Annotated in this window: 14 protein-coding genes and 2 tRNA genes; 11 read left to right on the forward strand and 5 right to left on the reverse strand. The window is 35.7% G+C overall.

The genetic code is table 11. The features are described from left to right. Positions 1-6 precede the first annotated feature (6 nt). Positions 7-1,164, reverse strand: coding sequence for an EmrA/EmrK family multidrug efflux transporter periplasmic adaptor subunit (locus KKW16_RS05135; RefSeq protein ID WP_215768006.1), 1,158 nt, complete (start codon positions 1,162-1,164; stop codon positions 7-9). Between the two features lie 248 nt (positions 1,165-1,412). On the opposite strand from KKW16_RS05135, the gene KKW16_RS05140 reads away from it, so the two are divergent. The 4 genes from KKW16_RS05140 to hemN all read left to right on the forward strand — a co-directional run bounded on the left by KKW16_RS05140 (position 1,413) and on the right by hemN (position 5,437). Then, on the forward strand, positions 1,413-2,939 hold the full coding sequence (locus KKW16_RS05140) for a catalase (RefSeq protein WP_048952720.1): 1,527 nt from the start codon (positions 1,413-1,415) through the stop codon (positions 2,937-2,939). A 120-nt stretch (positions 2,940-3,059) separates the two neighbouring features. Further along, positions 3,060-3,620 (forward strand): Der GTPase-activating protein YihI, encoded by a 561-nt coding sequence (yihI, locus tag KKW16_RS05145; RefSeq protein WP_048952719.1) that lies wholly within the window; start codon positions 3,060-3,062, stop codon positions 3,618-3,620. Between the two features lie 3 nt (positions 3,621-3,623). After that, positions 3,624-4,070 carry a DUF2489 domain-containing protein gene (locus KKW16_RS05150; protein ID WP_048952718.1) on the forward strand — a complete coding sequence of 149 codons (447 nt, stop codon included), beginning with the start codon at positions 3,624-3,626 and terminating at the stop codon, positions 4,068-4,070. Continuing rightward, positions 4,070-5,437: an oxygen-independent coproporphyrinogen III oxidase gene (gene hemN / locus KKW16_RS05155; protein ID WP_048952717.1), complete on the forward strand. Its 1,368-nt coding sequence runs from the start codon at positions 4,070-4,072 to the stop codon at positions 5,435-5,437. The genes KKW16_RS05150 and hemN overlap by 1 nt, the downstream gene beginning before the upstream one ends. A gap of 38 nt (positions 5,438-5,475) precedes the next feature. Here hemN and KKW16_RS05160 read toward each other — a convergent pair whose 3' ends face one another. The 4 genes from KKW16_RS05160 to rpmE all read right to left on the reverse strand — a co-directional run bounded on the left by KKW16_RS05160 (position 5,476) and on the right by rpmE (position 8,314). Continuing rightward, complete coding sequence (locus tag KKW16_RS05160; protein WP_048952716.1) at positions 5,476-6,222, reverse strand: glycosyltransferase family 25 protein; 747 nt, start codon at positions 6,220-6,222, stop codon at positions 5,476-5,478. After that, positions 6,219-7,190 (reverse strand): glycosyltransferase family 8 protein, encoded by a 972-nt coding sequence (locus KKW16_RS05165; protein ID WP_048952715.1) that lies wholly within the window; start codon positions 7,188-7,190, stop codon positions 6,219-6,221. The genes KKW16_RS05160 and KKW16_RS05165 overlap by 4 nt, the downstream gene beginning before the upstream one ends. Before the next feature lie 3 nt (positions 7,191-7,193). Further along, entirely contained in the window at positions 7,194-8,006 is an 813-nt protein-coding gene (locus KKW16_RS05170; protein ID WP_048952714.1) for a glycosyltransferase family 25 protein, read from the reverse strand. Positions 8,007-8,101: 95 nt separating this feature from the next. Beyond that, on the reverse strand, positions 8,102-8,314 hold the full coding sequence (rpmE, locus tag KKW16_RS05175; RefSeq protein WP_005625828.1) for a 50S ribosomal protein L31: 213 nt from the start codon (positions 8,312-8,314) through the stop codon (positions 8,102-8,104). Positions 8,315-8,487: 173 nt separating this feature from the next. Here rpmE and mutY point away from each other — a divergent pair, with 173 nt between their 5' ends. From mutY to KKW16_RS05210, 7 genes are all read left to right on the forward strand, one after another. Further along, positions 8,488-9,624: an A/G-specific adenine glycosylase gene (mutY, locus tag KKW16_RS05180; protein ID WP_215768007.1), complete on the forward strand. Its 1,137-nt coding sequence runs from the start codon at positions 8,488-8,490 to the stop codon at positions 9,622-9,624. Further along, entirely contained in the window at positions 9,602-9,874 is a 273-nt protein-coding gene (locus KKW16_RS05185; RefSeq protein WP_048952712.1) for an oxidative damage protection protein, read from the forward strand. The genes mutY and KKW16_RS05185 overlap by 23 nt, the downstream gene beginning before the upstream one ends. Before the next feature lie 14 nt (positions 9,875-9,888). After that, positions 9,889-10,962, forward strand: coding sequence for a membrane-bound lytic murein transglycosylase MltC (gene mltC, locus KKW16_RS05190; protein ID WP_048952711.1), 1,074 nt, complete (start codon positions 9,889-9,891; stop codon positions 10,960-10,962). A gap of 239 nt (positions 10,963-11,201) precedes the next feature. After that, positions 11,202-11,277, forward strand: a tRNA-Phe gene (locus tag KKW16_RS05195). A 2-nt stretch (positions 11,278-11,279) separates the two neighbouring features. Then, a tRNA-Asn gene (locus KKW16_RS05200) sits at positions 11,280-11,355 on the forward strand. Between the two features lie 67 nt (positions 11,356-11,422). Next, a complete protein-coding gene (locus tag KKW16_RS05205) occupies positions 11,423-11,800 on the forward strand; it encodes a cytochrome b562 (RefSeq protein WP_048952710.1) in 378 nt (125 codons plus the stop codon). Between the two features lie 102 nt (positions 11,801-11,902). Continuing rightward, positions 11,903-12,727 carry a class II glutamine amidotransferase gene (locus KKW16_RS05210; protein WP_048952709.1) on the forward strand — a complete coding sequence of 275 codons (825 nt, stop codon included), beginning with the start codon at positions 11,903-11,905 and terminating at the stop codon, positions 12,725-12,727. Positions 12,728-12,749: the final 22 nt, after the last annotated feature.

Raw genomic sequence — 12,749 nt, forward strand, 5'->3', positions numbered from 1 at the left:
GCCGCCTTAATGGCTGTTTTGCTGAATGATAGATTCAATCAAATCTTCTACCGCACTTTCATCATATTTAAGTGTATCAGTAGCAAATAAAGTTTTCGGTTCTGCTTTTTCTCGCAACATTGGGCCAGATGAATCTGCAATTCTTACTTTTGCCGTTGCAGAAAGACCAATTCGTAATGGGGTTTCAGCAAATTGTTGTGGATCTAATTTAATTCGCACAGGCACACGTTGCACCACTTTAATCCAGTTACCCGTAGCATTTTGTGAAGGCAAAAGAGAAAACGCATTGCCAGTCCCCATTTCAATGCCATTTATCACGCCATCAAATTCTTTATTTTTACCGTATAAATCAAAATGAATTTTCACCGGCTGGCCAATGCGCATATTCGTTAATTGGGTTTCTTTGAAGTTAGCTTCTAACCACATTTGTTCATTAGATACCACTGCCATTAATGCGCCACCGACTGAAACGGCTTGCCCAACCTGAGCATTACGACGAGCCACATAGCCATCAATTGGGCTTCTAATTTTTGTACGTTGTAAATTCAACCAAGCCTGTTTCAGTGAACTCATTGCGTTCTGTATTTGCGGTTGTTGACGTAATGGAACCTTACTCAATAAAGCCTGATTAGCAGCTAATTGATTTCTAGAGGAATTTAAATTTGCTTTAGAAAGCTCGACGGCTTCTTTTGCGTGTTGGAAAGATTCTTTATCAATCGCGCCCATTTTTTCAAGTTGAACTCGGCGCGCCAAATTGCCTTGTGCTTGAGCTAAAGAAATTTCATTAGCGTGTACAGCCGATTGCAATTGCTGCACAGTAAAACCGAGCTGTTCTACCTGACGCACAGCATTGGCGAGATTGCTTTTGGCCTGTTCGAAACTAAGTTTTGCATTCGTATCATCCAATTCAACTAGAATATCACCTGCATGGACTTTATCCATATTGTCCGCATTAATCTTCGCTACATTGCCCGCAACTTGTGATGACACCATTACTTGATTTCCACCCACATAAGCATCTTCTGTTTCTTCAAAATCCTTCAAGAAGAAAAACCAATACAAAGTACAAGTGATACTTAAAATAAGTAAAATAACGATAAAAATACCGAGACTTTTTTTACGTTTTGCCTGATTAGGAATATCAGATTGTTTAATTTCAGCCATAAATTAATCCTAAATTAGGAATCGCGCTCAAAATTAACTCATTAAAAAAATTTAAAGCTAATCTTTAAACGCTATGAAAGATCGAAATGCTTCATTATGAAACTTTATCAAAAGGAACTCAATATAGATAAAGTTTAAAATAGTTTTTTTGAATTGATTCAATAGATTTCAATCGTCAAAACCTTTTTGTATGATACCCAAGAAATTTATTTCAACCAAACGATTATTTACTTTACAAGGAGTATTCTATGAGTTCTCAATGCCCTTTTTCACATTTAAGTGGCTCTAATCTTACCATGGGTAACGGTGCCCCTGTTGCCGATAACCAAAACAGCTTAACAGCAGGACCTCGCGGCCCATTACTTGCACAAGATTTATGGTTAAATGAAAAACTAGCAGATTTTGTTCGTGAAGTAATTCCTGAGCGCCGTATGCACGCAAAAGGTTCTGGTGCTTTTGGTACCTTTACTGTCACACACGATATTACTAAATATACTCGTGCAAAAATTTTCAGTGAAGTTGGCAAAAAAACAGAAATGTTCGCGCGCTTTACCACTGTTGCGGGAGAACGAGGTGCAGCAGATGCTGAACGTGATATTCGTGGTTTTGCATTAAAATTCTATACTGAAGAAGGTAACTGGGACTTAGTGGGTAACAACACTCCGGTATTCTTCTTACGTGATCCTCGTAAATTCCCAGACTTAAACAAAGCGGTAAAACGCGATCCTCGCACTAATATGCGTTCAGCAACGAACAACTGGGATTTCTGGACATTATTGCCGGAAGCGTTACATCAAGTTACCATTGTAATGAGCGAGCGTGGTATTCCAGCAAGCTATCGTCATATGCATGGTTATGGTTCACATACTTATAGTTTCTGGAATGAAGCTGGTGAACGCTTCTGGGTTAAATTCCACTTCCATACTCAACAAGGTATCAAAAATTTAACCGATGCAGAAGCTGCTGCAATCATCGCCAATGATCGTGAAAGCCACCAACGTGATTTATATGAAGCAATTGAACGCGGTGACTTCCCTAAATGGAAACTATTTGTACAGATCATGCCTGAAGCTGATGCTGAAAAAGTGCCTTACCACCCATTTGACTTAACAAAAGTATGGCCGAAAAAAGATTATCCATTAATTGAAGTAGGTGAATTTGAACTTAATCGTAACCCAGAAAACTTCTTTGCTGATGTAGAGCAATCTGCTTTTGCACCAAGCAACTTAGTTCCAGGTATCGGTGCAAGTCCTGACAGAATGTTACAAGCTCGTTTATTTAACTATGCGGATGCACAACGTTACCGTTTAGGTGTGAACTACCGTCAAATTCCAGTAAACCGTCCACGTTGCCCAGTTCATAGCAACCAACGCGATGGTCAAGGTCGTGTTGATGGTAACTACGGAAGCTTACCACACTATGAACCAAACAGCTTCAACCAATGGCAACAACAACCTGATTTTGCAGAACCACCTCTTCGTATCAATGGTGATGCTGCATTCTGGGATTATCGCCAAGATGATAATGACTACTTCAGCCAACCTCGTGCATTATTTAACTTAATGAATGCTGAACAAAAACAAGCATTATTTAATAATACTGCAGCGGCAATGGGGGATGCGCCTGACTTCATCAAATACCGTCATATCCGTAATTGTCACTGGTGTGATCCTGCATACGGCGCTGGTGTTGCAAAAGCATTAGGATTAACAGTAGAAGATGCATTAAAAGCTCGTGATACTGATCCCGCATTAGGACAAGGTGGATTGTTATAATTGTAATCAGTTTTTACTGATAAAGAAAAACGGAAGTGACGTGCTTCCGTTTTTTATTTGCCTATAAATTTAGACATGAAAATGATACAATCCACAAAATTTTATAAAAAGGAACTATGAATGGCTCGTAAGAAAAAAACACGTCGCATCACTGATGTTATGCCAATCCGTAAAGCGGATAAGAAACCCGAAATCTCCAACTCTCGTCCTGGAAAAAAACTCACACGTTATGAATTAGATGCCAAAGCACGTGAAGATAAGAAAAAACGAAAACATAAAGGTTTAGCATCAGGTTCTCGTCATAGCGCAATAGAAGATAAAACGAACAAAATCCAACAAGAAATTAAAGATCCTAAAATTGGTAGCAAGAAAAAAGTACCATTAATTGTGGAATTTGTTAATAAGCCAGAAAAAGGACAAACGATTCCTGTCGTAAAACAGGTGAAAAAGTTAGATCCAATGCAAGAGCTTGAAAAGCTTGAAAATAATGAGATTCTGAATGAATTATTAGATGCCTTAGATGAAGGTAAAGCAATTACCAAAGCAGATCAACAATTTGTGGATGAATGTCTCGAAAGAATTGCCGAATTAATGGAAGAACTAGGCATCGAAGAGGAAGACGAAAACGAAGATGATTTATACCGCACTTTTGAACGTATTGATATTAATCAATTTAGATAATCTATGATTTGGATCATTATTTTAAGTATTGTTGCACTTATTGTTGTTCTAGGGTTAAGTGGATATACAATTCGTTTACTAAAACAGCTAAAACAACAAAACATTATGATAGCTAAATCCAAAGCGATAAGGGAAGCCCGCTTAAAGGAAAGTATTGAAATCATTGCTCGAGCAATGCAGTCTGGCGAATGTAATCACTCAGAGGGTGTAATTCGCCTTACCATGTTATTAATGCCCTTTGGTAAAACGCTTACTCCATACCCCAGTATGGCGCAATTACACGAAATCGTACGTAACATGCCAACTCATGATACTCGTAAACAATTAGAAAAAAAAGAAAGAATGCGTTTAGATTTAGCACGTGAAAGAGCCGAAGCCAAATTTGAACACGAAATTAAAGAAGAATTACGTCAGTTTTTAGACGATATTAAACAGATTGGAGTGATTTAATGTCAGAAATTATTTGGGATAGCGCACTTATTCAAAAATACAATCAATCAGGCCCGCGTTATACCTCCTATCCTACAGCCCTAGAATTTAATGAAAATTATACTGAGCAAGATTTTGAAGCCGCCGTAAAACGCTATCCAAATCGTCCGCTCTCTTTATACGTTCACATTCCTTTTTGCCACCAGCTCTGCTATTTCTGTGCCTGTAATAAAGTGATCACTCGCCATCAACATAAGGCTGATATTTATTTAGATTACCTTGAAAAAGAAATTAGTGCACGCTCAGCATTATTTAAACATCGTCTCGTTACCCAAATTCACTGGGGTGGCGGTACACCCACCTATCTGAGTGAAACCCAATCAGCTCGTTTAATGGCAATGCTAAAAAAACATTTTACAGTATCTGAGACAGCTGAAATTTCAATTGAAATCGATCCTCGTAGAATTGAACTTTCTATGCTTGATCATTTACGTCACCTTGGTTTTAACCGCATGAGCATGGGTGTACAAGACTTTAATAAAGATGTGCAAAAAGCAGTAAACCGTGAACAAGATGAAGATTTTATTCATGCATTGTTAGATCACGCTAGAGAATTAGGCTTTCAATCAACTAACCTTGATTTAATCTATGGTTTGCCATTACAGACTGTAGAAAGTTTTATGTTCACCCTTGAAAAAGTAATTGCACTCAATCCAGATCGATTAAGTGTGTTTAATTATGCACATTTACCAAGTCGCGTACCTGGGCAAGCAAAAATTAAAGAATATCAACTGCCCGCGCCAGAAACAAAACTAACCATTTTGCAAAAAACGATCGAAACACTAGGTAATGCAGGTTATAAATTTATTGGTATGGATCACTTTGCTAAACCCCATGATGAACTTGCCATTGCGCAGGACCAAGGCGTATTGCACCGAAACTTTCAAGGCTACACAACGCAAGAAGAATGTGATTTATTAGGGCTTGGTGTGTCTTCTATTAGCTTATTGGGTGATACCTACGCACAGAATGAAAAAGACTTAAAGCGCTATTATGCCCTCATTGAAGAACAAGGCAATGCTCTACATAAAGGTTTAGCATTAACACAAGAAGACTGCTTACGTCGTGATGTTATTAAACAATTAATTTGTAACTTTAAACTCGATTTCTCACCGATCGAGGCGCAATATAACGTTCCGTTTGCCACTCACTTTGCCGAAGATTTAGCACTATTAAAACCATTAATCGATGATGAGCTCATCAAACTCACTCATACGGGTCTCCAAGTTTCGCCAAAAGGAAGGCTATTAATTCGTAACATCTGTTTGTGTTTTGATACTTACTCACGTGAAGCAGCAAAACGTCAGCAATTTTCAAGAATAATATAACAAAAAAGTGCGGTAAAAATTTTACCGCACTTTGTCATTTATGGATGCAACAAATTATAAATATTCCTTTTAATACTGGTACTAATATTAAATAACTCTCTTGCAATCACTGTTTTTAATGTCTTGACTTTCTTCTGCTTTTCAAAGATAGTTGATTCAATTTCATAATCAGCCTCTAAGCAAAACGGTACAATTGCATAAGGTGGGACTTTATTTTCAAAAAAACGATCCATTGTCACATCTACAGTTAAATACCATTCTTGGCTTTGCGCTAAAAATTTCTTAGCCGCTTTAGGTGTTAAATAATAACCTGTCGCCCCAATAAAACCTTTACTAAATTGATAAACAGAGAAATGCCCAAAATCCGCCACTAATTTTCTTTTATTTTTTAAACGATCAGGCTGTAGCCAGAAAAACTCAAAGGTATTTTTCTCACTATTAATAAAATCAAGCACGTCTAGAAAATTATCTTTAAACTTAGCGTCATCTTCCAACACAATAATTGGACTATCTAACTCAATACATTTTTCCCACATTGAATAATGGCTAGCATAGCACCCTAGTTGATTGCGTGTGAGTGGATACCCTTTCACATTCAGTCTCTTCTTCTCGTTATAACGTTGAAATAAGGGGTGATTCGGATTTTCTTTTCCATTAATTGCCTTAAAGAAATGAATAGCCTGTTCTGTGTTATCCAAAAATAATTGATCAAACTGAGCCTGCATATAAGCTTTACGATCAGTAGATTTTTCTAGGTTAATAATATAGATAGGCAATTTTTTCATTTTAGTCTCTTTAACTTTCTTATTAAATATCTGACATGATACCATACTGAAATAAATTTATTACCATCCTTCCAAAAGCATTTAGATGCTTTTTTTAACCCTAATGTTGTATCAATATTTTCAAATTCTTGCTTTTTCCAAAATGATCTACTTTTATAATAATTATAGATTCTATTGTAGCCAGATATCGACCAAGGTTTATGAGGTCCAATAAAATGGACTAAAGAAACTAATTTACATTCTTCATAAAAATCTTCCCTAGATAGTTTTAACCATTTTTGGTAGTTAAACTTTTCTGATAAAAATACAACAGAACTATTATTTAATATCAGGTTCAGTACATCCTGATCTGGATAAACATAAGAACTCATACCAATTAAACTAAGAAACTTCTCTGTGATTTTATTATTAACCCATTCACTAGTATTTATATACATTACTCCAGAATTAAAATATGTTGATTCTTTTTTAAATCCTAATTCATATAGCCTATATAAATGATATTCTTCTATTGTATCAGCTACAGCTGCTACAACCTTTTTAGATAAATTGGTAGAAAATATTTCAGATATATCTCCAACACATATAACATCTGTATCTAAATACAAAAAAGTATCTACTTTCCTATGTAAAATATAAGGGATAAGCAGCCTATAATACATACCTTTTGAAAAATGTTGAGTTGTTTGTAACCCCTCAACAATACTATCGTCTAACCAGTAAAAGAAAATATTTATATTTTTATATGGCAATAATCTTATTCTGTTTAAATCTAATATATCAATATCATTAACAAATATATGAAAATTATACTTCTCATGAATGTTATTCTCTAAAATTGATAATATTGACACACCGATATATTTAGAATACTTAAAATCTGATGAGAATACTATATTATTATGATTATTATCATGATTAATAATCAAATCTAATCTTTTATTAACTAATTTAATATTACTAAACATAATCTATCTAAATGGTACTATATATTTTTTTCTCTTTCTCTTATATAAGAGTCTCTTAGGTTTGGTTATTAATCGAAAGAGATGTTCTATTAATGTTTTCTTTGAATTTTTAACTTTATTATCTTTTAATATTTTATAACGTTCATCTTCTAACTGACTATATAAAACACTTTTACTCTTTTTCCATTGTAATTCTTGAATACTTATAGCTGGTATAATTTGGTAACTATATACATTATCTAAATTCAGAAAATCTCTAAATGCCAAAATATCAATCGCATCAATATCATCCGATGTAAGCCTGGACATTTGCCTAAACAAACTGATAACTGCATTTTTGGATATAACGTATGCAGCTAATCCATACTGCTCTTCGACTAATTTTAAAATTAACCTACTCTTAAATGATGAGATCTTTACATTTTCACATTTGGCTGGTTTCAAAAAAGTTTCAAATCTCAAAATAAAGCTATCATCTGAAGTAAATCGTTCCTTTAACCATTCATCTTCAGCTAAAAATGAATAAGCATCTTCACCTAGCAATACATCATCTTCAAAAATATATATATAAGGAAGGTTTTCATCTATGCATTTTTTCCATAGCATATAATGGCTCATAAAACATGCTTTCTCCCCTTCTGAAAGTTTAGCATGAGCAAGATTTGGCAAATAAGTTTGAATGAGTTGATTAAGGCACTCTGATGGGGTTATAGCGTCATAGAACTCAAAAGGAATATGATGTTTACCAAATTCTTTGATGATATGTTCACGACGTTGAGAAGCAGATGAAAGGCTTATAACATAATTGGTATGCATAGGTATTTCTTATTCAATTTAGATTTAACTATTTTATACGTTCTCTAGATAAAACAAAACCCCACCATTTGGCAGGGTTTCGAAGCAAGTTCAAATTATTTTGTGCTTGGGATTTTGAAACGGCTGTTAAAGCGTTCAACACGACCGCCAGTATCTACAACACGTTGTTTACCTGTGTAGAATGGGTGGCAGTTACCGCACACATCAAGATTGATATCTTTGCCTAAAGTTGAACGAGTTTTGATCACGTTACCGCAAGAGCAGGTTGCCGTGATTTCTTTATATTCTGGGTGAATACCTTGTTTCATAGAAAACCTCAAAATGAAGCCACGCCGCTATAAGAACTTTCTCCCTACACCGCGTGAGTGAATAATACGCCATATCTGGCACCAAATAGGCTGTGAATTATACTGAAAAAACATAGATAAACAAGCCCCATTTTAGTGTAGAATCAAAAACATCCTTAACAAAACTTTTCCTTATGCAAGCACAATCTTCAATACATACTTCTTTTGCTAAATCTGTTTTGGCTTGGTACGACAAATTCGGGCGTAAGAATTTGCCTTGGCAACAAGATAAAACGCTCTATGGCGTATGGCTTTCTGAAGTAATGCTACAGCAAACACAAGTAGCCACTGTTATACCTTATTTTAAACAATTTATAAAAAAATTTCCCTCTATTACCTCACTTGCTAATGCATCACAAGACGAAGTCTTACATTTATGGACAGGCTTAGGCTATTATGCGCGCGCACGTAACTTACATAAAGCAGCCCAAAAAGTGCGGGATGAATTTAATGGGAATTTTCCAACTAATTTTGAACAAGTATGGGCATTGCCTGGCATAGGGCGTTCCACAGCGGGTGCTATTTTATCTTCCGTTTTAAATCAACCTTACCCCATTTTAGATGGTAATGTAAAACGTGTACTTGCCCGCTATTTTGAAGTTGAAGGCTGGACGGGTGAAAAAAAAGTGGAAAATTACCTGTGGCATTTAACTGAACAAGTCACGCCTGTAACACGCGTTGCTGACTTTAACCAAGCGATGATGGATATTGGTGCAATGGTATGCACACGAACAAAACAAAAATGTGAACTTTGCCCTTTAAATAAGGATTGTTTGACGAATAAACATGAAAATTGGGGGCAATTTCCAAATAAAAAACCTAAAAAAACCATACCAGAAAAAGAAACCTATTTTTTAATATTATCAAACAAAGGAAAAGTTTGGTTAGAACAAAGAGAAAATTCGGGGTTATGGGGAGGATTATTTTGCTTTCCTCAATTTGAGGATAAATCAACGTTATTGAACCACCTCATACAAGAAGGTATTTCCCATTATCAAGCCTGGCCAAGTTTTCGACATACTTTTAGTCATTTTCATTTAGATATTCACCCAATTTACGCAGAAGTTAATGATAATTTACATATTGAACAAGAAAATGATGATTGGCATAAAATCTCGGAAAATCCAAAAGAATATCAATCAAATCTATCCAGTACGGTCAAATATTGGTATGATCCGCAAAATCCTGAACAGATCGGGCTTGCTCAACCGGTAAAAAATCTTTTAATTCAATTTGTAAGGAATCATTATGGCAAGAACAGTATTTTGTGAATATCTTAAAAAAGAAGCAGAAGGTTTAGATTTCCAGCTCTATCCTGGTGAACTCGGAAAACGTATTTTTGATTCAATCAGCAAACAGGCTTGGGGAGAATGGATTAAAAAACAAACAATGCTGGTTAATGAAAAAAAACTCAATATGATGAATACCGAGCATCGTAAATTATTAGAACAAGAAATGATCAATTTTTTGTTTGAAGGAAAAGATGTGCATATTGAAGGTTATGTTCCACCATCAAATTAATTGCCTGTAACACAATGAAAAAGTATTTATTATTAGCATTACTGCCTTTTTTATATGCTTGTAGCGACTCTCCGAACCGCAGTATTAATTACGATGAAGCCTTTGCAAAAGATACACAAGGTTTAGACATTCTTACTGGACAATTCTCACATAATATTGATCGTATTTGGGGTGTAAATGAATTATTAGTTGCCAGCCGTAAAGATTACGTAAAATATACCGATTCTTTTTATACACGTAGCCACGTAAGTTTCGATGAAGGTAATATTGTCATTGAAACACAACAAGACCTTAATCGCTTACATAATGCAATTGTTCATACGTTATTAATGGGAGCAGATGCAAAAGGGATTGATTTATTTGCCTCAGGTGACGTTCCCATTAGCTCTCGTCCGTTTCTTTTAGGACAGGTGGTAGACCACCAAGGCCAGCAAATTGCAAACCAATTTATTGCAAGTAATTTTGCAACTTATTTGATCCAAAATAAATTACAAACACGCCGCCTACAAAATGGTCATACCGTGCAATTTGTTGCAATTCCTATGATTGCAAACCACGTGGAAGTCCGCGCTCAGAAATATTTACCATTAGTTCGTAAAGCATCTGAACGTTATGGCATTGATGAAAGTCTGATCTTAGGTATTATGCAAACAGAATCAAGCTTTAACCCTTATGCAATTAGCTATGCAAATGCTATTGGTTTAATGCAAGTTGTTCCACGCACTGCGGGCCGTGATGTATTTGCTATGAAAGGGAAAAGTGGGCAGCCATCAGAGCGTTATTTATACGATCCAGCAAATAATATTGATTCGGGCGTCTCTTATTTATGGCTTCTTCAAAACCAATATTTAGATGGAATTACCAATCCAACATCAAAACGCTTTGCTATGATTTCTGCTTATAATAGTGGTGCAGGTGCGGTGTTACGTGTATTTGATAATGATAAAGATGAAGCGATTTATAAAATCAATCAAATGTATCCGGAACAAGTTTTCCGCATTCTGACAACCGCTCATCCATCTGCTCAAGCACGAAATTACCTATTAAAAGTAGATCAAGCACAGAAAAAATTCCGCGTAAGACGATAATACAGCCCTTTAATCATAACTAAATGCTCGTTGAACCATTTCAACGAGCATTTTTTTATAAAAAGATGATTGTAAAATAAATAAGCAAATTATAAATTTTAGTTGTTTTAATAAACACTTTGATGATTAACTATCCAAACAAAACAGTTTTTTCATTTTTTTTAAATTTAGTTATTGACCGGCTCTCGAAAAAATAGTTTAATACGCTCCGTTGTCAGGCAGCAGCCGATAATGATAACGCCTCGATAGCTCAGTCGGTAGAGCAGGGGATTGAAAATCCCCGTGTCGGTGGTTCGATTCCGCCTCGAGGCACCATTTCCTCCTTAGTTCAGTCGGTAGAACGGTGGACTGTTAATCCATATGTCGCAGGTTCGAGTCCCGCAGGAGGAGCCAAATTCTAAAAAGCCGCTAAAGAAATTTAGCGGCTTTTTGCTATCTTTTATTTTTTAAGGGTATACAAATGAAAAAATTTTTTGCGTTTATGGGCCTTGCTGTATTTGCCTCTTCCACTTTTGCAACAAATCCTATTAATCTTCGTGACGAAATGATGATTATGTCCCAACGTTTAGTATTAGCATCAAAAGCCTCTTCATCAGAAGAATTCCAAAATAACATAAGCGCATTTATTAATGCTGCCGAACACTCAAAAGTAACCATGCCGACAAAATGGAACGGAGATCAATCTCAATTTCCTGGTTATCAACAAGGTATTCAAAAAGTGATTGATGTAGCCACAGAGGCCTCTAATTTAGCTAAAGAAGGCAAACTTGATGCGGCTAAAACAAAGCTATATGAAATGTCAGAATTACGACAAATGTACCATAAGTTATATAAGTAATAAAATGTAACGTTTTATTATAAAAATTCACCGCACTTCTCTTGAAATCCCCCCTATAATGGTGTTAAATCAATACATATTATGGGGTTATATATCTAAACTATGTGTCAATTACTCGGAATGAACTGCAACACACCAACGGATATCGTCTTTTCTTTTGAGGGATTTCGTCGTCGTGCAGGGTTAACAGATTGCCATTCTGATGGCTTTGGTATCGCTTTTTTTGAAGGGCGTGGCGTACGTGTTTTTCGTGATAATCATCCTGCAAGTAACTCGCCTATTGCAGATTGCGTCAAACAATACAAGATTAAATCACTAAACGTTATTGCTCATATTCGTAAAGCAACTCAAGGTGATGTTAATATCGAAAACACCCATCCTTTCATTCGTGAAATCTGGGGGGAGAACTGGGTATTTGCGCATAATGGTAATTTAAAAAATTTACCTGATATGAGTAACTACTTTTTACAACCTATTGGTTCTACTGATTCTGAGGCTGCTTTTTGTTATTTAGCAGAATATCTCAAAAATACCTACCGCCAAAAACCTAGCGAAATGGAAGTTTTTGAGGCAATTCAAAAAGTGACAAAAGAGCTAGCTCAACACGGTACGTTCAACTTTATTTTATCCAATGGTGAATGGATGATTGCTCACTGCTCCACTAACCTGCATTATTTAATGCGAAAAGCGCCTTTTGGAAAAGCACATCGTATTGATGACGACGGCGTCATTGATTTTAGCGATTATGCGAAAGAGGGCGATAAGGTAAACATCATTACAACCTTTCCACTTACCAAAGATGAAACCTGGACAAAAATGGAAAATGGCGGATTTGTTTTTTTTAAAAATGGAGATAAAATCGCTGAAGTCATCGGTACACCCAAAGCAGCAATTGATGATGGCACATTAGGTAATAGAACAATCTAACTATTTTCTAGTCAGAATAAAA

Source organism: Haemophilus sp. SZY H8 (assembly GCF_018829755.1).
Taxonomy (GTDB): domain Bacteria; phylum Pseudomonadota; class Gammaproteobacteria; order Enterobacterales; family Pasteurellaceae; genus Haemophilus; species Haemophilus haemolyticus_K.

What these genes read in the sequence shown, in the direction of transcription:
- KKW16_RS05150 (WP_048952718.1), top strand. Translation starts at nt 3,624, where the DNA reads ATGATTTGGATCATTATTTTAAGTATTGTTGCACTTATTGTTGTTCTA.
- KKW16_RS05185 (WP_048952712.1), top strand. Translation starts at nt 9,602, where the DNA reads ATGGCAAGAACAGTATTTTGTGAATATCTTAAAAAAGAAGCAGAAGGT.
- KKW16_RS05210 (WP_048952709.1), top strand. Translation starts at nt 11,903, where the DNA reads ATGTGTCAATTACTCGGAATGAACTGCAACACACCAACGGATATCGTC.
- KKW16_RS05205 (WP_048952710.1), top strand. Translation starts at nt 11,423, where the DNA reads ATGAAAAAATTTTTTGCGTTTATGGGCCTTGCTGTATTTGCCTCTTCC.
- yihI (WP_048952719.1), top strand. Translation starts at nt 3,060, where the DNA reads ATGGCTCGTAAGAAAAAAACACGTCGCATCACTGATGTTATGCCAATC.
- rpmE (WP_005625828.1), bottom strand. Translation starts at nt 8,314, where the DNA reads ATGAAACAAGGTATTCACCCAGAATATAAAGAAATCACGGCAACCTGC.
- mutY (WP_215768007.1), top strand. Translation starts at nt 8,488, where the DNA reads ATGCAAGCACAATCTTCAATACATACTTCTTTTGCTAAATCTGTTTTG.
- KKW16_RS05140 (WP_048952720.1), top strand. Translation starts at nt 1,413, where the DNA reads ATGAGTTCTCAATGCCCTTTTTCACATTTAAGTGGCTCTAATCTTACC.
- KKW16_RS05135 (WP_215768006.1), bottom strand. Translation starts at nt 1,164, where the DNA reads ATGGCTGAAATTAAACAATCTGATATTCCTAATCAGGCAAAACGTAAA.
- KKW16_RS05165 (WP_048952715.1), bottom strand. Translation starts at nt 7,190, where the DNA reads ATGTTTAGTAATATTAAATTAGTTAATAAAAGATTAGATTTGATTATT.
- KKW16_RS05160 (WP_048952716.1), bottom strand. Translation starts at nt 6,222, where the DNA reads ATGAAAAAATTGCCTATCTATATTATTAACCTAGAAAAATCTACTGAT.
- KKW16_RS05170 (WP_048952714.1), bottom strand. Translation starts at nt 8,006, where the DNA reads ATGCATACCAATTATGTTATAAGCCTTTCATCTGCTTCTCAACGTCGT.
- hemN (WP_048952717.1), top strand. Translation starts at nt 4,070, where the DNA reads ATGTCAGAAATTATTTGGGATAGCGCACTTATTCAAAAATACAATCAA.
- mltC (WP_048952711.1), top strand. Translation starts at nt 9,889, where the DNA reads ATGAAAAAGTATTTATTATTAGCATTACTGCCTTTTTTATATGCTTGT.